Source organism: Dyella subtropica, assembly GCF_026283965.1.
GTDB classification, from domain to species: Bacteria; Pseudomonadota; Gammaproteobacteria; order Xanthomonadales; family Rhodanobacteraceae; genus Dyella_D; species Dyella_D subtropica.
Genome location: NZ_JAPDPD010000030.1, coordinates 24,035 through 45,494 on the forward strand (window position 1 = coordinate 24,035; position 21,460 = coordinate 45,494).

At 59.9% G+C, this 21,460-nt stretch carries 17 protein-coding genes; 8 read left to right on the forward strand and 9 right to left on the reverse strand.

All coding sequences use genetic code 11. The annotated features are described in order from the left end of the window. Positions 1-178: 178 nt before the first annotated feature. Together OUZ45_RS19820 and OUZ45_RS19825 are read left to right on the forward strand one after the other, a co-directional pair. Entirely contained in the window at positions 179-1,795 is a 1,617-nt protein-coding gene (locus OUZ45_RS19820) for a serine hydrolase domain-containing protein (protein WP_266172073.1), read from the forward strand. 292 nt (positions 1,796-2,087) lie between these two features. Beyond that, complete coding sequence (locus OUZ45_RS19825; RefSeq protein WP_266172057.1) at positions 2,088-2,963, forward strand: DoxX family protein; 876 nt, start codon at positions 2,088-2,090, stop codon at positions 2,961-2,963. Between the two features lie 161 nt (positions 2,964-3,124). Here OUZ45_RS19825 and OUZ45_RS19830 read toward each other — a convergent pair whose 3' ends face one another. Further along, positions 3,125-3,793 carry a hypothetical protein gene (locus OUZ45_RS19830; RefSeq protein ID WP_266172058.1) on the reverse strand — a complete coding sequence of 223 codons (669 nt, stop codon included), beginning with the start codon at positions 3,791-3,793 and terminating at the stop codon, positions 3,125-3,127. 417 nt (positions 3,794-4,210) lie between these two features. On the opposite strand from OUZ45_RS19830, the gene OUZ45_RS19835 reads away from it, so the two are divergent. Then, positions 4,211-6,052, forward strand: a complete 1,842-nt coding sequence (locus OUZ45_RS19835) for a hypothetical protein (RefSeq protein ID WP_266172059.1) — start codon at positions 4,211-4,213, stop codon at positions 6,050-6,052. Between the two features lie 152 nt (positions 6,053-6,204). On the opposite strand, the gene OUZ45_RS19840 is transcribed toward OUZ45_RS19835, so the two are convergent. Beyond that, a complete protein-coding gene (locus OUZ45_RS19840; protein ID WP_266172060.1) occupies positions 6,205-7,188 on the reverse strand; it encodes an aldose epimerase family protein in 984 nt (327 codons plus the stop codon). Between the two features lie 355 nt (positions 7,189-7,543). Between OUZ45_RS19840 and OUZ45_RS19845 the strand changes: the two genes are divergently transcribed. Then, on the forward strand, positions 7,544-8,740 hold the full coding sequence (locus tag OUZ45_RS19845; RefSeq protein ID WP_266172061.1) for a glycoside hydrolase family 27 protein: 1,197 nt from the start codon (positions 7,544-7,546) through the stop codon (positions 8,738-8,740). A 71-nt stretch (positions 8,741-8,811) separates the two neighbouring features. Then, positions 8,812-10,011, forward strand: coding sequence for a glycoside hydrolase family 27 protein (locus OUZ45_RS19850; RefSeq protein WP_266172062.1), 1,200 nt, complete (start codon positions 8,812-8,814; stop codon positions 10,009-10,011). Positions 10,012-10,407: 396 nt separating this feature from the next. Here the strand turns inward: OUZ45_RS19850 and OUZ45_RS19855 are convergent, their stop codons facing one another. Then, the gene (locus OUZ45_RS19855; protein WP_266172063.1) at positions 10,408-10,791 is read right to left on the reverse strand and encodes a hypothetical protein; all 384 of its coding nucleotides are present in this window, start codon (positions 10,789-10,791) and stop codon (positions 10,408-10,410) included. 208 nt (positions 10,792-10,999) lie between these two features. After that, positions 11,000-11,881, reverse strand: a complete 882-nt coding sequence (locus OUZ45_RS19860) for a LysR substrate-binding domain-containing protein (protein WP_266172064.1) — start codon at positions 11,879-11,881, stop codon at positions 11,000-11,002. Positions 11,882-12,059: 178 nt separating this feature from the next. On the opposite strand from OUZ45_RS19860, the gene OUZ45_RS19865 reads away from it, so the two are divergent. Further along, on the forward strand, positions 12,060-12,428 hold the full coding sequence (locus tag OUZ45_RS19865) for a nuclear transport factor 2 family protein (protein ID WP_266172065.1): 369 nt from the start codon (positions 12,060-12,062) through the stop codon (positions 12,426-12,428). Between the two features lie 124 nt (positions 12,429-12,552). Here OUZ45_RS19865 and OUZ45_RS19870 read toward each other — a convergent pair whose 3' ends face one another. Continuing rightward, positions 12,553-12,864 (reverse strand): hypothetical protein, encoded by a 312-nt coding sequence (locus tag OUZ45_RS19870; RefSeq protein WP_266172066.1) that lies wholly within the window; start codon positions 12,862-12,864, stop codon positions 12,553-12,555. A gap of 85 nt (positions 12,865-12,949) precedes the next feature. Continuing rightward, positions 12,950-13,162 (reverse strand): DUF1059 domain-containing protein, encoded by a 213-nt coding sequence (locus OUZ45_RS19875; protein WP_266172067.1) that lies wholly within the window; start codon positions 13,160-13,162, stop codon positions 12,950-12,952. A 235-nt stretch (positions 13,163-13,397) separates the two neighbouring features. On the opposite strand from OUZ45_RS19875, the gene OUZ45_RS19880 reads away from it, so the two are divergent. After that, positions 13,398-13,832, forward strand: a complete 435-nt coding sequence (locus OUZ45_RS19880; RefSeq protein WP_266172068.1) for an RrF2 family transcriptional regulator — start codon at positions 13,398-13,400, stop codon at positions 13,830-13,832. Positions 13,833-13,842: 10 nt separating this feature from the next. Here the strand turns inward: OUZ45_RS19880 and hmpA are convergent, their stop codons facing one another. The 3 genes from hmpA to OUZ45_RS19895 form a co-directional block, all read right to left on the reverse strand. After that, on the reverse strand, positions 13,843-15,051 hold the full coding sequence (hmpA, locus tag OUZ45_RS19885; protein ID WP_266172069.1) for an NO-inducible flavohemoprotein: 1,209 nt from the start codon (positions 15,049-15,051) through the stop codon (positions 13,843-13,845). Positions 15,052-15,323: 272 nt separating this feature from the next. Beyond that, entirely contained in the window at positions 15,324-17,363 is a 2,040-nt protein-coding gene (locus OUZ45_RS19890; RefSeq protein WP_266172070.1) for an MGH1-like glycoside hydrolase domain-containing protein, read from the reverse strand. Positions 17,364-17,458: 95 nt separating this feature from the next. Continuing rightward, positions 17,459-19,990 (reverse strand): TonB-dependent receptor, encoded by a 2,532-nt coding sequence (locus OUZ45_RS19895; RefSeq protein ID WP_266172071.1) that lies wholly within the window; start codon positions 19,988-19,990, stop codon positions 17,459-17,461. Positions 19,991-20,611: 621 nt separating this feature from the next. Between OUZ45_RS19895 and OUZ45_RS19900 the strand changes: the two genes are divergently transcribed. Next, complete coding sequence (locus OUZ45_RS19900; RefSeq protein ID WP_266172072.1) at positions 20,612-21,352, forward strand: FadR/GntR family transcriptional regulator; 741 nt, start codon at positions 20,612-20,614, stop codon at positions 21,350-21,352. Positions 21,353-21,460 lie beyond the last annotated feature (108 nt).

Consider the following 21,460-nt stretch of genomic DNA (forward strand, 5'->3'; position numbering starts at 1 on the left):
GGCGGGTCAGCCTTGCGTAGCCGTTGCCCGCTGGGCAAGCTCGGGAGGTCTGCTTTCGACCCATTAAGTACCCCGAGATGGAGCTGAGCTCGTGAATAAAGCCACTTGCAAGCCTGATGGATTTGCGTAGCTTCATCCGTTGCATCGACGAGGCCGCCTACGGTGGCGTGTGAAATCAATGAAGACCCTGTTGCTGACAATCGTGTTGACCTTGAGCATGGCGGCTGCAACCGCAGAGGGCTCATCCGCTGCAAAGATCGATGCAGCACTTCCGCGCGCAGGGTCTGCCGATATACCTGGTTGTGCGGTAGGCGTTCAATCTGGCGACAGCGCTCCCATACGACGCGCCTTCGGTATGGCTGATCTGGAGCATGAGGTACCGATCAGTGTCGATACCGTGTTCGAGGCAGGATCGGTAAGTAAACAGTTCACAGCTGCCGCGACACTGATTCTTGTGAACGAAAAGCGGCTTTCGCTTGACGACGATGTTCGAAAATTCGTTCCCGAAATACCGGATTACGGACATCGGATCACTATCGCCGAACTACTAGGGCACACCAGTGGACTCCGCGACTGGGGCGACATCGAGGCGATGGCCGGTTGGCCGAGAACCGAACGTGTTTACGACATGACAGATGTGCTGCATGTCGTGGGGCGTCAACGCGCGCTGAATTTCATACCTGGCACGGCGTGGTCATACACCAACACGGGCTATAACTTGCTCGCACTCATCGTCCAGCGAGTGAGTGGCTCCACGTTCGCCGATTTCACGCGGGAGCACTTGTTTGTTCCGCTAGGCATGACGCATACGCAATGGCGTGACGACTTCCGCCGCGTTGTGCGCGATCGGGCGGTCGCTTATCACCGCGTGTCCGATGGTATTTATGAACAGATGATGCCGTTTGAAAACACCTACGGGCATGGCGGCCTGCTCACCACCGTCGGCGACTTGTTGACTTGGAACAGGGCGCTGGGCGATGGGCGCCTGGCCGCATTCGTCGCCCAAGCATTGCAGACGCGCACGCTGCTGGCTGACGGGCGCCCCACCATTTACGCGCGAGGTCTATTTGCGCACAGCTATCATGGAGTGCGCGAAATGTCCCATGACGGCTCCACGGCGGGTTATCGCGCTTGGCTGGGCCGTTATCCCGATCAGCATTTGTCTATCGCCATCCTGTGCAACGCCGATAACGCGCTTACTTCCGACCTGGCGCACTCGGTGGCTGATCGTTATCTGCCTGAAACAAAGTCAGAGCACACACCGTATACAGTGACGCCGCCCACAACTCTCGCCGGAATGTATGAGAGCGAGCGCGATGGCTCCCCGCTGCGCCTGACATTGCGCGATAAGCGTTTACAGACGGACACCGGCCTAATCGTGATGGCAGCAGCGGACGGAACATTTGCGTTCAAGCGAGGAGATGGCTCGATCGCTAAAACCGGTGCGGAGCTTTCTGATGGCCGTATTAGCCTTCACTCCGAAGGGGACGCCACCGTTTACGCGCGAGCTGCGGTGTATGCACCGACACCAGCCGACCTCGTACGCATCTCAGGCCGTTATCACAACGATGAGGTGCCAGTGACGTATCAGGTAACGGCTGTAGCAGGTGGCTTGAACGTAATTGCTGAAGGTCGTCCGAGCCAGAGTCGTTTATTCGTTCCCGCTTATTCAGACGCCTTTATATCGGACGACATGATGTTGCGCCCAGTGCGTGGCCCCGACGGAAGCGTTACAGGCATTCGCATTTCGGATGACCGGGTCTGGAACCTGCTGTTCGATCGACTGACTAATTAGTGCCGAACCGTTACGCGTGAAAGAGCTTTGGCGGTCTCTAGACTCAAGTGCAACACCTCTGCGTGAAATGTGCACAAGAGACAAGCGAGCAGGGGGGGGCGGACAACTTGCATAGCTGAGATTCGACGCTGATGGCTTGCGACCGTGCACCGGCTGTAGGTGTTGTCCGGCGATTTCACATCGTACAGCCGCCGCCGTTATGACTTATCCTCGCGGCTGGCTTAAGTAGTAACTATCCACCCCCTTCAGTACCGATGCCTGCGGGCCCCTCATGCAACGAAGGAGACAAGGTATGGCTAGTTCGGTTCGAGAGAGTGAAGCGCCGTTCGAAATGCCGGTGCTTCGTACGGATGACCTGATCGTCGACGCCGGTGCGGGCCAGTTGTCCTGGTCGCATGCAGCCTTTGCGCTAACGATGATTAGCCTAGGCATTCTGGGCTTCATCTATGGCGATTTTGCGCTGGACTGGCAGCGCATTCCCATAGAGCATCTGCCGGCACGTTCGTTCTTCGCCTACGCTTTTGCGGCCATCGAACTGGTGACGGGTGTTGGCCTGCTCATCCGGTCGACGGCCAAGCTTGTCTCCGCTGCGCTGCTGATTTTCCTCCTGCTGTGGGCGGTGTTACTGAAGCTCCCGGCTGTGCTGTCCGTACCGCAGATGGAGGCTACCTGGCTGGGCCTTGGCGAGATCACGGTGATCCTGGCGGGCGGTTGGGTGTTGTTTGCCTTGCATGCGCGCGATGGGAAGTCCCAGACATTCGCCACGGGTGCGAAGGGGGTGCGCAACGCGAGACTGCTGTTCGCGCTTTCACTGCCCATGATCGGGCTTTCCCATTTCTTCTATAGCCCGCAGACCGTCGAACTTATGCCGGCGTGGCTGCCTTATCACCTTGGGTGGGCTTATCTGACGGGTGCGGGAAGCATTGCCGCATGCATCGGCGTGCTGTTCGGCTTCCTTCCGCGTCTTGCGGCCACGCTGGAGGCGGCCATGCTGGGCATCATCACGCTGGTCATCTGGGGGCCCGGGCTTTTCACCCACTCAACGGATCGCATGCAGTGGACGGCCTTCGTGATTTCGGCGGCCATTGCCTGCGGCGCTTGGGTGGTCGCCGATTCCTATCGCGGGGCGCCTTGGCTAGCCGGTAGGGCAGATGGGCATCGGTTATAACGGTGCAGCATCGATGTTGAAGCGAAGGCACCTCGCAAGAGGTGCCTTCGCTGTCCGAGGCAATGGGCGTATAGACGCCCATCTCTGATCAATGCGGAGATGGGCGTATCCCATATGGCGCCAACCAGGTTGGGACACAGGCTCGCGCACTACGCACCGAACTAGTGCGTCGTGCAGCCCGTTTGGCAATTGCAGGTCGTGGTGTTCTTGCCGTCGGTGCAAAATACGCCGCCACCAGGGTTATCGGTCGATGCCGCCGCTCGTTTGCATGTTGACTTGGGCCCGTGCGCCGAGCAGGCAAAGGCCGGGGGAGATGTCGTTGCCGGCGGCACCGTACATGTCGCGGAGCAATCGGTAATGCTTTCGCTGGGGTCGGGCGCGCCACCTCTCACAATGGCGAACCCTTTGTTGCATGCGGCCCCGGCCACGCCGGGACCATCGCAGGATTGGACATTCTGAGACCACGTATCCGCCTGAGAGTCGATCACCGTATAGGTGCCGGCAGGCAACTGCTGCCCGCCTACGGACGCGATCCAATTTTCAAAGCCCGGCGAGGCAGGCTGGGTGGTGACCTGCAAAGGTCCCAGCACCATGCTGCCGCTCGCATCCCTGAGGCCAATCGTCTTGCCGGCAGTGGCCGCGCCTGCGCGATGATAAGTCTGGATGACATCAATCGTTGCCGGAGCGCTCAGCTTGAATCGTGGCGGGCAATTGACGAAGGGTGAGGGGCAGTAGTTCACCTGCATCGTGTTCGTGTTATTGAACAAATCGGCGGCTTTACTTGCGTTAGGCATCCCAGCAAATGCGAGAAGCGCGCTGGTTAATGCCACGGCCCAACTTCTACAGTGCTGCATGACAACACCCTCCGAAGTTCCCAAGGTGGGCGGCAATGTATGGCCTATCCTGGCAAGTCGCAAATATTCACATTGTTTCTACGCTGGCTACACGATTCCGGAGTTTCGTTGTCCCAAGGCCGTGCGCGTGTATCGCTCAGGTCAACGCCGTCTTCACCTCGAAGCGTTCGTTTTGATGGAAATATTTATTCTCGGCTGAGAAATTTTCGAGTTATGGAATAAATAAACCGGCGCGCCGCTTTTAAACTTGACCGCTGAAACCTGGCGGCGTATAGATCACCGGCCCTATGCTTCCTTGAATTTAGCCGGGCTTCCTACGCTACGCGGGTTCGGTTCGCGTTCCTAATTCGTTGTACATCGTTGCTTTCCTCACCTTTCTACGAGGGGGATCACATGTACGTACGCACCGCACACCTCATACGGCTCGCCTTCATAGCCACGCTTTGCCTGGTCGCGACCAGTCTTAGCGCCTCGCCTACTTGTCCGCTCAGTTACGGCAATACGGATAATGCCAAGAGCCACAAATTTTATTTGTATTTCCCAACAGCCGACGACAACACCTATCCGAATAACTTCACGGGTGAAAGCCCGGCGAAGCATTTCGATGTAGCGCAACTGGATAACACGATCGGCACCACGGCCCAGCTACGCGACCGCATTCATGATGTGGTGGTCGATGATTTTTGCGAGTTCAACGTCCAGGTTTTGCAGACCACGACCAATCCCGACACCTTGCCAATGGCGCCCGCGCTGCGTCATACCGAGGCTGTCGGTTCCGACAACAGTGATCCCGGCGGCGCTTGGGGTAAGTCGCCCACGACGAATTTCGATGTAGAGCATGGCCGGGTCTGGGCTGGTGCCTACACCGTCTGCGAGGGAGGCAACGGCGTGGGCGGTTGCTCGATGACCGGCGCGCTGACTGGCGCCAATGCCACGCTCGATCATTGGGCGCAGGCGATTGGCGGTACCGCCGCGCACGAGGGCGGCCACACCTATGGCCTGAACCATAGCGATGAGGATCCGCCGACCGGCTGCGACGGCGTAAACCCCGGCCCCGCCCCAGGCGAAGATGGAGCCACGCGTCATTTGATGCCTGCCGGCTGCAATCTCGACGGCCTCGCTCGCACCACCTATCGACGTCACATCAGCGATCGGGGCTATGGGATTTTGGCCACCAATGTCGGTCTGTCGGTGCAGACCATGCACAACTGGGATTTGGTCAATCCCAATATGCAGGCCGGCCGCAGTCTGACGATCGATTTTTTGAGTTCCTTGCCGGCGATCAACCTCACCTGGTCCTGGACCGGCCCCAGCAGCCCATGGATCACTCCAACGGTAACGCCCACGGGCATGGGGATGTATCACGGCAGCAATTACCACAAATACCGGATTACCTGGTCCACACCCAATCCAGCCTGGGGCGGTCCTGCGGGCATCGTCAACGGCGGCGCTCAGTTCCATGTGGGGGCGACCTTTACCGGTGTGGATTTCAACGCACCCGATCCGATCATCATCCAAAACGTGACGCTCTTGGACGCAGGCAGCGCGCCACTGGCCTTGCATCCACGCCTGCCTATCTATGATGCCGGATCGCTCGACGCCGCCGATGGGAGTTTCGCACTGCATTTTCAAGCACCGGCCGGCGGTCATCCCTTACAGCTGCAGCAGGCGGTGATCTATCAACTCCCACGCGTGGCCTCGATCGAGGCTCTCAATGGCGAGCAGGAGCCTTACACCTTCAACAAGTTGCCGATCCGCCCTTGGACCACGACCAAGTGCGCGCCTCAGATGCTGGAGCGGACGATCCGTTGCGTGATCGCCCACACCAGCGACCGTCCGCATGTGCTTGCGGTCTATAAGGTGGGCGAACCCAATGTCTATGACTGCAGCAAAGGCATCCCGAGGCAGCGGTTTACGACCGACTCCAAGAGCGTGCCGGATGTGGACGGCCCCATCTGCGCAGGCACGGTTCGCGATCCCTTCCCCTCGACAATGGTGTATGTGATCGCCACCTTCGTCGATCCCGCGGCGAAGCATTGGGATGTCACCAAGAAAGCCTATGTAACCGGACCCGTTCAAACCAAGGTGTACTACCAATTCGCCGGTATTCGCCACCTGGACCGCCAACGCAAACCGGGCGACAAAGATGGTGACAAAGACGGCGACAAGGACCGTAAGCCGGAAGGCAAAGAGACTGAGAGTGTCACGACGGCCGCATTGACGAACGGACCTTGATGATCCAATCCGTATCGCCGATCTTCCTATCCCTCCGGTCGTGATTAGCGTCGAATCTCAGCCGACGTTATTTTCTCCTCCCCCTGCTTGCGACGCGAAGCTAGTCCCGTGGGACAGGGGGAGGTCGGGAGGGGGTGAACACTTGCGACAACCTATCCCAAGCTCAGCCGGTACTCCGTCACCTGGCGATAGGGTGTTCCCGGTCTCAGGATGACGCTTGGAAAGTTGGGTTGATTGGGGGCGTTGGGAAAGCCCTGCGGCTCCAGGCACAGTCCGGCGCGTGATTTGAAGCGTCGCGTACTCAGGCTTTGCGCATCGTAGAACTGCAGCGCGGGCTCCGTCGTCCAGATCTCGAGGCCAAGGCCGTTTGTGGAACTCATCAGACTGGCGGCGTGCGCAAGGGATGCGCGATCTCGGGTCTGTGGATCGAGTACATAGTTGATGTCGAAGGTTTCCGCGCCTACGACGCGCGGGCTTCGAAAGTCGTAAGGTGTTCCATCGACAGATCGGATATCCCCTGTCGGAATGCAGTTCGCGTCGACCGGTGTGTAGGACTCGGCATTGATGGCCAACAGATGCTGGTCAATCGTCGGGCTGCCGTCGAGATTGAAGTAACTATGCGTCGCCAGGTTCAGCGGCGTGGGCGCGTCGGTTTCCGCGTGGATCTCGATGCGAAGCGTGGACGGCGGCAGCAGGCGATAGGTGCAGACGACGGATACGGTTCCGGGGAAACCAAGGTCGCCGTCCGGGGAAACCAAGGCGAGCGTGACCTGGTGTTCGTCATATTCCAGCAATTGCCAGGGCCGTTGGCCGAAGCCGCCCCCACCGCCGTGCAGGGTGCATCGGCCTCGATCGTTTCTAGGCAGGGTGTAGACCTTGCCGTCCAGTTCGAATGACCCGTCACCGATGCGGTTGGCGACCCTTCCGGCGATCGCGCCCATGTGCGCGCCGTGGGCGAGATACTCGTCGAAATCTTCACATCCCAGGATCACGTCCTGACGCCGACCCTCTTGCAAGGGCACGCTCAGGCGGCTGAGCGTCGCGCCCCAGGTGATGACGGTGGCGCTTAGTCCCCCGGGCTTGCCGAGAACGATCTCCCGAACGGCACGCCCTTCACAGTTTCCGATGATTCGCACGTGTTCGACCTCCCCAGCACTTCCCGGCCTCGCGGCTACTTGCTATCTATAATGTTATTGTCATACAAATACTATCGGATGCAGGGTGACCATGACGGCATCTGACTAGCATCGAATCTCAGCGACGCGAGCTTTGGGCTCCCTCCCTTGCTTGCAGGGGAGGGCTGGGGAGGGGTGAACACTTGAGAAAGCCTCTCCCGAAGCGCTTTCTCAAGTGTTCACCCCTCCCGGCCTCCCCCTGCGAGCAAGGGGAGGGGGACATCGCGCTAGCTGACATTCGACGCTAATCAGGCGGCGACATGGGGCCATCCTGGCCGGGCAAGCACTCACCAGACGATCTCGATAAAGGAATGCAATGAAACGGTTCGCCTTGGCTTTGTTGGCGTTCGGCCTGTGCTTCGTGGCCTCGTTTGCAAGCGCGGAAGCAGCACCCCCGCAACCACCTCGACAGGCCAACGGGCTGGCCCTGACGCCACCCATGGGCTGGAACTCGTGGAACAAGTTCGGCTGCGACATCAACGAGGGCGTGATCCGTGCGGCGGCTGATGCGATGGTCAGCTCGGGGATGAAAGATGCCGGCTATCGGTATGTGGTCATCGACGACTGCTGGCACGGCGAGCGCGACGCCAACGGCGACATCCAGGCGGATGCCAAGCGCTTTCCCTCGGGCATCAAGGCGCTGGCGGACTACATCCACGCCAAGGGCCTGAAGTTCGGCATCTATTCCGACGCAGGAAAGAAGACCTGCGCGGGCCGCCCAGGCAGCCGCGGCTTTGAATACCAGGACGCCCGCCAATACGCCGCCTGGGGCGTGGACTATCTGAAATACGACTGGTGTTCGACCTACACCCAGGACGGCAAATCGTCCTACGAGACCATGAGCGATGCCTTGCGCGCTTCCGGCCGGGACATCGTGTTCAGTCTCTGCGACTGGGGCCGCAACAAGCCTTGGCTGTGGGGCGAGACCATCGGCAACCTGTGGCGCACCACGGGCGACATCTACGACGGCTGGGAGAGTCGCGATGGCCACTACAACGGCATGACCAACATCCTGGACATGCAGGTGGGCCTGGAGGGCTACGCCGGCCCCGGCCATTGGAACGACCCGGACATGCTCGAAGTCGGCAACGGCGACATGACCTTCGAGGAATACAAATCGCACTTCAGCCTGTGGGCCGTGCTGGCCGCGCCGCTGATCGCCGGCAACGACTTGGCGAACATGAGTGCAGAGACCAAGTCGATCCTCACCAACAAGGACATTATCGCGGTCGACCAGGATGCCCTGGGCGTTCAGGGCCGACGCGTTGCGAGGGACGGCGACTATGAAGTTTGGGCCAAGCCTCTGAAAGGTGGCGGTCGCGCGATCGTGCTGTTCAATCGCAGCAAAGAAGCTCACCGGATCAGCGTGAGCTGGGAGGCGCTGGGTTACCCGGCAACGCTGGAGCGTAGCGTGCGCGACCTGTGGACTCACAAGAACCTGCCCAAGGCAAAGGGAAGCTTCGCCGCCGACGTGCCCTCGCACGGCGTGGTGATGATCCGCGTTGATGCCTGATCTCTCTTGAAGGCCGTCTTCGCCTACCGCGAGGCGGCCTCTTCGTATTTCACTTATTGGAAGGACTTCCCGTGAAGCGGATCTTTAGTTTTCTGATCAGCCTTCTGGTCCTCGGCGCCATGCATGCCGTTCCGGCTCAGGCCGAAACCTCTCCGCCGCAGCCGCCCCGACAATCCAATGGCCTCGCCTTGACGCCGCCGATGGGCTGGAACACCTGGAACAAGTTCGGCTGCGAGATCAACGAGACGGTGATTCGCCAAGCCGCCGACGCCATGGTCAGTTCCGGCATGAAAGACGCCGGCTACGAGTACATCGTCATCGACGATTGCTGGCAGAGCGGGCGTGACGCCAAAGGGCAAATCGTCGCCGATGCCAAACGCTTTCCTTCCGGCATGGCCGCGCTTGGCGAGTACATCCACTCCCGGGGCCTGAAGTTCGGCATCTACTCCGATGCGGGCAAGCTGACCTGCGGCAAGCACCCGGGCAGTTTGGGGCACGAGTTTCAGGACGCGCGTACTTACGCCTCCTGGGGTGTCGACTATCTGAAATACGACTGGTGCTCCACCTACACCCAGGACGCCAAATCGACCTACGAGACCATGAGCGACGCCTTGCGCGCATCAGGCCGGCCCATCGTCTTCAGCATTTGCGAATGGGGTTTGAACAAGCCGTGGCTGTGGGGCAAGACGATCGGCAACCTGTGGCGTACCACCGACGACATCTACGACCACTGGCAAGGCAAGCACGGCTACGAGCACGGCGTGATGGATATTCTTGATCTGCAGGTCGGCCTGGAAAGCTATTCCGGCCCCGGTCACTGGAATGATCCGGACATGCTGGAAGTCGGCAACGGCAAGATGACGCTGGAGGAATACAAATCGCACTTCAGCCTGTGGGCCGCGTTGGCAGCACCCTTGATGGCCGGCAACGACCTCGCCGCCATGACGCCGGAGATCAAAGCCATCTTGACCAACAAGGAAGTGATCGCCGTCGATCAAGACCCGCTAGGCATCCAGGCTCGTCGCGTCGCCAAACATGGCGACTTCGAAGTCTGGGCTCGGCCGCTGCAAGGTGGAGGCCGCGCCGTCGTTCTTTTGAATCGCAGCAGCGCCAGCCACACGGTTACCGTGACATGGGACGACTTGCACCTTCCTTCATCATTGAGCCTGAAGGTACGCGACCTGTGGGCTCACAAAGACTTGCCCAACGCCAAGGGCAGCTTCTCGGCGGAGGTGCCGTCGCATGGTGTAGCGATGGTGCGGCTGGAGTGATTCGTCGCGCTGGCTGAGCCATAGCCGGAGGTTGCGCGTACCGATGCCCCTGTCCGTCGACACCATTCGGCGATGATTGGGAGGCCGATGGGTATCAGGGGCATCGCTGCAGTGCTAACGGAATCTCTGCCTTGGGTTGGAAGCGAGCATGGCCACGTCCTCTGGCGAGGCCGATAGGTAATGAAGGCGGCCAGAGCCAACGCCACAGCGAAGGTCACACAGACGCCAACAGGTATGGACTGAAAGAAAGACGCAACGACAACTACGGCTGCCGGGGCCAAGACGTCCCGTACCCTCAGATTTCTTTCGTGAACAATCGCCGGCGCGTCCAATAATTCCTTCCTTAAGCTGTCACCGAAAGCATATCCGCAGTTGAAAGTGGACGTTAGGACAGCATTAGCCATCCCTGGTCGGCCTTCGACGTGCTCCGAAGGCTGCGTAGCCTGCGATGAAAGGAACTGCCGACGCAATCAAGGTATAGAAGGTGAGGTGATGCCATAGCGCTGCCCCTGAAATCACATACAGAACGGCCAGGACTGTCGAAAGCAGGAAGCCGAGCAGCGGACGGCGACCGAGGAAAATGATTGCGGCAATTCCTATGAAACCGCATGCCACCCAAGCAACATGCACACTGGCTTCCCCTCCTCGCATTTGCTCGATGACCGGAGTCGCCGGAAATATGTGAAATGCCAAATCGAGGCCGATGGCAAATGGCCCCGCGGACATAAAGGCCACGAGCCACTGAGCCGCGCGTCTAGCCGTAGTTATCGACTCACTCATTTCTCCCTCCAGAATCACATCCCTTCTAAGCGTAATGTCTGCTCCGGGTCGGACGCGGACACGTTCCGGCCACAAAGCATCCCCTTTGTGTTGAAGAAGCGCGTCAATTCACGGCCTTCTCATGGTCTCTCGTCACGTCCAGATCGACGACACAAACCGAAGTGATCCCTAGGCCAGTCCCGCATCATCTCGCGCACCCCAACTCTTCTCACGAGAGTCGCAGCGTGTTCACCAGCGCAGACAGTGCAGAAGGCTGATGCTGACGACTGGGATAGTACATAAAGAAGCCGGGAATCGGCGGCGTCCAATCCTCCAGGACACGGATAAGCAGCCCCTCAGCGATGTCCCCTGCAACCTGCTCTTCATAGACGAAACCGAGGCCCGCTCCAGCGAGTGCCGCCTGAATCACCAAGTGCGTGTCGTCGATGATGAGCGGGCCGTTCACGCTGATCGTGACTGACTTTCGTCCGCGCTCGAACTCCCATCGATAGGGACCACTCGGAAGGCGCAGTGTTATGCATCGATGTTCACTGAGATCCGTCGGCTTCTGTGGAATGCTTCGTGACGAAAAATAGCCAGGCGATCCCACTACTGCCAGTCGCAACTCCGGCGTGACGCGCACTGCGATCATGTCCTTCTGAATGTACTCGCCGAGCTGAATGCCGGCATCGAACTCGCCCGCAACGAGATCCACGGGGCCAGTAACGGTGACAACGTCGAGAACGATGTCAGGATAGGCCTCAGCGAATGCCTTGAGCCGTGGCAATAACACCATTACCGCGGCCGAGCGTGACATCACAATGCGAAGGCGGCCCGCAGGGCGGCGGCGGACGCTTCGCGCTCTGTCCAGGGCCTGAGCTATCTGCTCAAGCGCCGGAGACAAATCTTTCAAGAGATCGGCCCCTGCAGCGGTTGGCGCGACGCTCTTCGTTGTCCGAGCGAGAAGATGCAGCTCGAGCCGCTCTTCGAGCCCGCGGATCGTGTGGCTCAGCGCCGACTGCGAGACGCCTAGCTTTGCCGCTGCTCGAGTAAAGCTTCGTTCTCGGGCAACCATCGCAAAAGTAGCAAGTTCGTTCAGTTCGTTCCTCATAATTTATGAATATCGCTCATGACACCTTCCGTCGCAACAGGACTAGCCTCATAAGCGGCCCCGCCCTACGCTTGCTCGGCAACGTAACGCCAAGACTTTCGGCCGAGGCACACGCTTGGCACGGAAAACTGCCGGGTCGCATGAAGCGGCTCAGCGCAACCAACTTTCGAGGGCCGCTATGGATTCCGATGTTTCCGCTTTGCGATCGATCGCTCAGACCTATTTCGACGCCGCCTATGAAATGGATGCCGAGAAATTTGCATCCGTATTTCATCCATCGAGTTTCGTGACAAAGATCGGCGAAGACGGCGACGTGAGTGTGACGCCGATTGCGGCGTGGCTAGCCGCCGTACGCAACATGAGAGCTCCGAAACAGCAGGGCTTCGAGCGCGATGACCAGATCCTTTCCATAGATGTTGAGAAGGAACTCGCGGTCGTGAAGGTGAAATTCCAAGTCCCGCCGCGGGTCTTCACGGACATGCTGTCATGCTTGAAGGTTCATGGAACGTGGAAGATCGTCCAGAAGGTGATGACTTCGAACACGTAACAATGGCCCAAGTGAGTGATATATCTACGACCGATCCGCTCTAGAAGACAGCCGTTGCCGTGATTTCGCACCATCGTAAAGATCCCGGCTCCGCTTCTGGCGAATCGTCAGGCCTTCACTGGCACTACGGCAGCTTGAACTTGCGAGTGGCGCGTAGCGGCCAGATTGATGTGAAGCGGGTGCCGCCCACCACGCGGAAGGCGGCTGACATGCTGTTCAGAACGCCCAATTCTTCCAGAACGTCTTTTGCGCGCCGAAAGGAATGTCGCGGGTCGGACGTGAGCATGAACAGATTGATCTCTTTTGGACTGACATCGTAGCCCTCCAGTTCGACTGCATCGCCCAATGCCTCCTTCAACTTACCCTCCATCGCCGCAAGAAAGGCTTCGTCGGCCAGAGACTTGCGCCAGAACTTGATGATGAGCTGATAGTCCATCGGGCGATTGTAGGCCCAACTGCCCCTTTAAGCGGCCCCAGCGGGTGCAGCCCGTATCAGTACTTCACAGGCTCAGCCGGCGCACCTAAGCACGTGGCGGCGCGGCAAGCGGCGGAGTGCCTTGGTGAAACAGAGTCTTCAGCTGTGAACGTAGTTCTGACGTGTCGACGTGCTTGTGCACGGTGACCGCATGCTGGACGGCCGCCTCAAGAAGCTCGCTTTCGGAATCTGCAGAAAGCGCGACTGAACAGTTCATTTCGCTCGGAAATTCGCGACAATCGATATACATGCGCGTCATGACGTTCTCCCGGTCGGGAAGTGGTCTCGTGGGCTACCGAAATAGTCGTGGACGAAAAGTTACCCCGCCCGCACCATGCTGCCGCGAGGGGGAAACCCCGGTTACATGTTCGTTATGAGTGCGTGACGGATTAAGTGCGCCGCCAGGAACCGCCCCAACCCATCTACCAGCAAATCGCCCGACCACCTTGCCGGCATGCGCGGGTAGCATGGGCGCTCCTTCGGAACCCATCGCAATGAGACTGACCCTTCAAACCGACTACTCCTTGCGCTTGCTGATGTACCTGGCCGTGCAAGGCGACCGCCGTTCGTCCATCCACGAAATCGCTACTCAATTTGAGATTTCAAAAAATCATCTGATGAAAGTAACGCAGCGATTGGCGGCGCTCGGCTATGTCGATGCGCTGCGTGGACGCAGTGGTGGGCTGAAGCTGGCTGGTGATCCGGCGCAAGTTTGCATAGGTGATGTCGTCCGCGCGATGGAGCCGGATTTTGCGATCGTGGAATGCTTCGGTTCCGAAAACACGTGCACCATCACGCCAGTCTGCGCGCTACGCCATGTGCTGGACGAAGCGCGCGAAAGCTTTCTCGGCGTATTGGATAGCTACACACTGAAGCAGTTGGTGGCGCGACCGGGGAAATTGCGGATCGCGCTCAACATCGTGACCTGATCGCCGCGCGTCAGCCGAGCGATGCGCCAAAGAACTCGGCGTGGATGCGCGAATCTGGTATGCCCGCCTGCTTCAGCGAGGCCATCTGCGCGCTCATGAAGCCGCGTGGACCGCAGATGTAATAGTCCGCATCAGCCAGGTGATCCTGTACGGCAATCTGCCCGGCATCGATACGACCTTGTTTGTCGTAGTGCCGGCCCGCGACGTCGGCCGCGCCGATCTCCTCGTAGTAGATCTCCACCTTCAACTTCTCATGCCGTTCGGCCATCGTCCTGATCCAATCGTTCATGGCGTGTACGTCGCGATTGCGCGTGGCATGAGCAAAATGGATCAGGCGCTTCGGCTGTTCCCTGGCGATATGTCCCAACATGCCTAGCATCGGCGTGATGCCCACACCACCACTCAGCAATACCAGTGGCGTGTCTTTCTCCTGATCCACCATGAAGTGGCCCTGCGGGAAAGAAAGCTCGATGACATCGCCTTCGCCGACACCGACATGGAGCGCGGTGGATACCTTTCCTGCCGGCGCATGCCCACTGGCATCTTGGCGTTTTACGGTGAGGCGCAGATGATCGTGATGCGGCGCATCCGATAGGCTGTATTGGCGCACCTGCGTCATGCCGGTCGCGTCCATCGTGCGCACCGACACGAACTGCCCCGGCTGAAAGGGCGGCAGCAATCCGTCATCCGTTGGCTTTAGATAGAACGAGGCAATTTCGCTGCTTTCGCGCACCGTGCGAATCACCCGGAACGGACGCCAGCCGGACCAGCCGCCTTTCGTCGTAGCGGCGTTTGTATACAGGGCCTGTTCGGCTTCAATGAGCGCGTCGGCCAGTTGCCCGTACGCTGCGGCCCACGCTTCCAGCACCTGCGTTGTCGCGGCGCTCCCCATCACTTCGCCGATGGCCGCAAGCAGATGGCGACCGACGATGGGATAGTGCTCCGCGCGAATGCCCATGCTTACGTGCTTGGCCGTTATCACCTTGATCACCGGCGCCAGCACTGACGTATCGTCGATGTTTTCCGCGTAGCCAAGCACGGCCAGCGCAAGCGCCTGCTGCTGTTCGCCGGTAGCCTGATGGCTCATGTTGAACAAGTGCTTGAGTTCGGGATTCGCCTGGAACATGCGCGAATAGAAGTTCTTCGTCAGTGTCAGTCCGTGCGCCTTCAGAGCTGGCACGCAGCTTTTGACGATGTCGCGTTGGGCTTGGGTAAGCATGGGGATATGCGCCTGTCGCTTTAAAGATGTATCAAGAATACATCTTATAAAATGCGTCCTGTCGCACTGCGACGCCCTGCCGCATACGAGCCGGCTTGCGTGTCTAGGCGCTGAGTGCGGCGCTACCGCCAGCCGTCCAGCGCGAGAAAGATATCGATCTCATCACGATTGAGGGTGGCATCTGAAGTTGATACCGAAAGGGTTAAGGATCACCGACCTCGGTGTCTCGGTGATTTCCCGACGCCGCTCGCAGCAGGTTTACATCGCGGCCATTACTCGGTTTGGAGAGCGGCTTGTGTCTCCCCTGTCCTCTTCTGCAACAGCAGCAGATAGCTGGCCGCCGACCAGCTGAAGTTGCGCGACTGATAGCCCTGGCCGGTCAACGGGTCGTAGTTTTCATAGAAGGGGGCCTGCTGCGTCAGGCCCTTGGCGTTGAGCACCAGGCGGCGGGCCATGGTGTCAGCCTGCTGTGCGTAGCCGTAACGCCTCAGCGCCTCCACGCCGAAATAGGCCTGGTCGAGCCAGACGGGGCCGCGCCAATAGCCCTTGATCGGCGAGAACCGCGGATCGTCCGCGGCAAGCGTCGGGAATGGCATGACCGTGGCGAACTTGTGGGGGTCCAACATCACTCGAACCACGGCGCGGGCCTGATCGGCGCTTGCCACGCCGGCCCAAAGGGGTGTCCAGCCCTCCGAACCATAAATGCGCACGTGATCATCGCGGCCCAGTTTGGCGTCGAAGAAGTAACCCAGCGTCTCGTCGAACATCCGCGCTTGAATAGGAGCCTTCATTGCCGCGGCTTCTTTCAGCCACTGCTGGTGATCCTGGGTTTTGCCGAGGACGGCTGCGACTTGCGCCAGGTCGAGCTTTTCCTTGTAGAGATAGGTGTTGAGATCGACAGACTCCTGGTCGATGGACCAGGCAGCTTCGCCATTGGCGAGCATCGCGGCGTCGTCGAAGCGAACAGCGTTGTCCATGCCGCTTTCCCACGCGGCGGCGATCTTGGTTCCGTCCGTCGAACCAAATTCGGCCAGGCCGTTGTGATCGTGGTCGCGTGCCTTGAACCACCAGCGGTGATAGCGCACCAGCTTGTCGTACATCTCGACCAGGAAGGCCTTGTCGCCGGAGGCACGGTACAGCTCCAGCGCCGCCCATACGGCGAGCGGCGGTTTGCTGTCCCGCTCGTTGTTGTTCGCCTTATCCAGGTAGATACAGTCGGGAACCATGCCGTCGGCGGCCTGGTAGTCGAACATGGCGCGCATCTGGTCGCGTGCCAGTGCTGGTGCAAAGTGAGCCAGCGCTGCCGTGTGCTTCCAGGAATCCCAGGCCCAGAAGCCGTTGAAATCGGGGTTTGAATACGAGGGGATGACACCGTCGTGATGGATGTCGCCACGCGCCGCGCGCCAATTGCCAAGCAGCGTCATCACGGCCTTCACTGAAACTCGCTGCGCCGTGTCATTGGGCAAACCCGGAAGCTGGCTCGATGCGACGGACTTCACGTAACCAGCCCACCGTTCCTGATGCTTGGACCACGCGGTAGCGTAGTCGACAGGTGCCGGTGTTTCGGTACGGGCGTCATAGAGCAGCGTTTGTTCGACGAAGACGGTCGCGGTCTGCTCTGGTTTCAGATGCAGTGGCTGGTCCAGGTCGATGCGATAGTCGACTCCCGACAGGGTGGCTCGGTAGCCGGGTGCGCCGTCGGCGTGAAGTCGTGTGGTCAGCTTCGAATTCGAGTGAGCGAAGGTTTGCGTCACCGCATCCCCGTCCTTGCCGAGCCCGCTCTCCTGCGCCGGCATCACGCGGCCTTCGACAGAAAGATTGACATCCTTCGCCTCCGCCGCCGTCAGCTCGATCCGCACGAGCGCGTGCCAGGAGTCGGCAAAGAACAGGGTCTGGCGCACCGTCAGGCCCTGTCCGGCAAAACGGCGAACCAGGTAACCGGGGGCTGCGTGGTCTTCGGAGGGGATCAGGGCGATAGGCTGGCGATTCGTGGTGTCTTTGAGCGCCAATTGTGCGAAGCGCGCGCCAACCCATTGGCCGTCGCCCAGGCTGTGTACGAACGGGCCGGAGAAGCCCGTGGATGTGTCGTTGGCACGCGGCAGGCTGTAGCCGTGCCACGAGCCGGCATCGAAAAAGATATTGAAGCTTCGATCCGTTGGCGTCTGTGGCGTGCCATGCAGGTCGAGCAAGTCGAGGTAACGCGCATCATCGCCGGCCACACGAGCCGCTGACTCAGCGCAGACGTTCCCGCCAGCACAGGCAAGTGCGAGGGCTGCGGCAGCGGCGATCAGGGGTCTGATGGATGGGCGCATAACTGATATTCCCTTAACTCGTTGTCAAGCTCGTCATCCCGGGTTCCGCCGGGATGACGAGCAAAGAGGCCTTTTCGAGGTGCCCAGAATAGTCCTCAGAACTTGTACTTAGCCTGGAAGTTCACCTCACGCCCTTCGATCGAGCGAGCAAGGATCACGCCGCCACCGCTGGCAAAGCCGAACAAGCGGGCGTTGCCTTCCGTGATACCGATCTGGTTGGTCATATTGGTGCCGCGAAGCGTCAGCTGCCAGTTCTGGCCGATGTTGGCGATGGCACCGAAGCTCAGGGCGTAATAGCTGCCCAGCGGCTGCTGTTGAAGCTGGTCGCCGTAGCGATCGCCCATATGCTCATAGGTGACCCAGAACTTCATGCTGCCCCAGCTGGTTGGCATGGTATAGGAGGGCGTCAGGCGGTACTGGAGTTTCGGCTGACGATCCAGACGCTTGCCGTTGATGCTGCTGCATAGATTGCTGCCGTCCTGTCCGACGTAGGGCACGCAACTGTCGTAACCCGAGTAGTGGCCGTCCATGTAGTTGCCGCTCAGCGCGACCGAAAAATGCTCGAACGGTGTGACCGTCACCTGCGCGTTGAGGCCCTTGGTCACGGAGCCGTAGACGAGGTTGACCTGTCCGCTGCTGAGCATGATCGAGTACGGCACGCCGTGGAACAATCGGCGATAGGCACTGATGTCGGCGAAGATCCAGGGCGCCTGGTATTTGAAGCCGACTTCCATGTTGTGGATCTTCTCCGTCGGTGGCTTCTGCAGGTTCACCATATCGTCGAAGCTCGGCAGGAAAACGCCATCGTTGACGCGCCCATAGACGCTCATGTTCTTGCTCAGTGCGTAGTTCGCGCCCACGGTCCACGATGGCGCGCTGCGCGAACCCGAAATGTGCTGGTAGCTGTTGGTCAGGTATTCGGCGTTGTTGTTGTAGACGGTGTACGGGTTGTTATCGAGATCGCCGGAGGTGGTGTTCTGGAACGAACCACCGATGTCGTCATGCTGGATGCGCATGCCGCCGTCGAGCCGCCACTTGCCGATGTTCCACTCGTCGGCAAGGAAGAACGCCGTGGTGGTGGCGTGCCAGCGTTCGTTGAATGCCATCCACGACTGCGGCTGGGAATTCCAGAACGTGCCGCGCGAGTCGGTCAGGGCGTAGGTGTTGGTGCCATCGCTCAGGTTGACCACGATCGGATTCGGGTTGTTCTTCGCCTGCAGCAACTGATTGGAGCCGTTGGCTTCCGAATGATGTTCGGAGAACACGGCCGTGTAGTTGCCGAAGGTCAGCGTGTTGCCCTCGAACAGTTCCTTGCTCAGATGAAATTCGTTGCTGACCGACTGGATGCGCTTGTGGATGTACTCGGGGTTCTGAACGGTGACGTTCTCGTTCATGTTCGCCGGCTTGCCGTTGGTGTACGTAGCCGTCGCGGTCAGGTTGGAAGGAAGGCCGAACGACGCGCTGGTGTCCGAGATGAAGCCGGAGAGCGAGGTCGGATTCGCACCGGTGCTGAAGAACGCACTGGTATCCATGTTGCCGGCGACAAAAATGAATTTGTCCGAAAGCGCCCAGCCGTTGTCGAACGCCAGATCCAGATTGCCGCCCAGCATGTGCACATCGCCGCCCTGGCCATTGGCCATGTCGACGTTTATACCGCCCGGCGAGCAGCCCGCGGTGAAGCACGGCGTGGTCTCGAAGAACTGGTGCCGGTCGGCATTGCTGCCGAAGGTGCCGGTCAACGGGCTAAAGCCGGGGTAGGCCGAGAACTTGCCGGGAGCAGGGTTGAGGATGGGCGTGTCGGTGACGAACTGGTTCTTGTCCTTCAGGTCGCGCGCGTAGAACATGATCGAGCCGTGCTGGAGATCATGGCTCAACGTAGCGGTGAGCTGGCCGCCCTTGTCGGCGGCAAACTGCGGGTCGCGCACACCGTCGGACCTGCGCCAGAAGCCGCCGATGCTGCCGTACCAGCCACTGTCCTTGCCGATGGGGAAGCCGTAGAAGCCATCGAGGCGCACCATGCCTTCCGAGCCATAAGTGAGGCCGACGTCGCCCGAGGGTGTGCCGGTGCCCTCGCGGAGAATGAAGTTCGCAATGAGTCCCGGCTGGCCGTTGCCATACAGCACCGAGGGGCCGCCCTGCAGGGCTTCGACGCGATCGATGGTGTCATCGAGGCGGAACATGGCGTCGGTGAAGTAATCCCACTTCGGGAACAGCGGCGAGCCGTTCATCTGCAAGGTGACGAACGGTGCACCGCTGTCCGACGGAAAGCCGGCGACCTCGATGTTTGCGCCGGTCTGGCCGCCGGACGATTCCGGATAGACGCCAGGCGATACCTTGAGAAGATCCGACACGCTGATGGGGTTGAGCTCTTTGATCTGGTCGCGCGTCGCGGTGGTAATCGAGTAACTCGCGTCGATTCGCTTGATGCCGCCGGAGGTCGAATTGCCGGAGACCACGACCTGGTCGAGCGTCTGAGCGGATTTCGTCTCCGCTGCCTTGGGTTTGCTCTGGTCAGCGGACGGTGTGGCTTGGGTCGATGCATCCTGGGCATGGACGGCACCGGCCGCCAACATGGCGCCGATCGCCAGCGCCAGGACCTGGCGGTTGAACTGCTTGCAAGTGCTCATTTTGAAATCCCCTCCCCGAGATAGTGGGTGATGTTTTTTTATGTGGGCCCGATGTCGCGGCGCCTGCACGTTGGCGAATCCCGTCTGATGTCTGACGTTGCTTCGCCACGTGCCCCACCGTCCAGATCACAGCTACGCATCGGCGGGACTTCATCCTAGCCTAAAAAATCTATTTGTCCTACAATAGGAACATAAGAATACAAGGCATAAGGCCGAGCACCCGGTCAGGAGGCGCTTGAAGCTCCCCGCAAAACGGCGAGCGCCACCGACGGCGCGAGGACGAGCCTCTGCAATGCCATCGCTAGCGCGGTATGCATGGCTGGACGTTCGGTGGTTGCCTCAAGACGGCATGTGAACGTGATCCGCGGATCAAAGGCGTTGGTGCAAAGCCAGCGACTCGCTGCACTTGTTTTTCATCGGCTGCCTGCGCTCAGGGCGAGCGTCGCGAGCGGGTGCTTCACGGATGTGAGGGCGTCGCGCAAACTTCACATCGTACGTTTGTATGATAAATTCTTAAGATCGCTGCACCGCAGCATGCGGCGACATCCGAGACCTGCGGCGAGCCGAATACACACGATGTGTGTCGTCATGCAGCGAGCACTCACACTGCGGAGAGAACCCTTGGTCAAGAAAGCGACGGATGCACGCAGTTTGCACGGCCACGTGGTCCGTGAGTTGGGCCGGCGGATTGTGGTTGGCGATCTGCGTCCCGGCGATGTGCTGCCGCGCGAGGAGACTCTGGCCGAAAGCATGGACGTTAGCCGCACCGCACTGCGCGAAGCGTTGAAGGTGCTGTCCGCCAAAGGCCTGATTGAAGCCCGCCCGAAAACCGGCACGCGGGTCCGCCCCAAGGACTCCTGGAATCAGCTGGATGCTGATGTCCTTTCATGGCGCTGCGCTTCGATGCCGACGGACGACTTCGTCGAAAAGCTCGTGGAGATGCGCGAAATCATCGAGCCGGCCGCCGCCGCTGCAGCCGCGCGCCGACGTACCGCGGCCGAGCTAGCCAAGATCGATCTCGCTTACCGCCAGATGGAGGCGGCCAAAAATTCCGATGAGTGGGCGGTGGCGGATCTCAGCTTTCACGATGCCGTGCTGCAGGCGACCGGCAACGAATTGGTGATCTCGCTTTTTTCCGTGATCGAAAGCGCGCTCGGCATGTATTTCGTGCTGTCGGCGCAAACAGCCGGCGACTTCAGTTATTCACTGCCGCACCATTTGAAGGTGCTCGAAGCGATCCGCCGCAATCAACCGGAGGTCGCTCGCAAGGCGATGCAAGGCATGATTGCCGATTCGAGGGCCAACCTTCGCAAGAGGGGAAAGGCGGCCGCTAAAAAGGCCCCCAAGCCGCGCCATAAGTAAGCCGGCGCTCTGCGTAGGAGCCCACCCTGTGGGCGAAAGGCGCCGATAGGCGCCCTCTTGTCGGCCGAAACCAGGGGCGCCTATCGGCGCCTTTCGCCCACAGGGTGG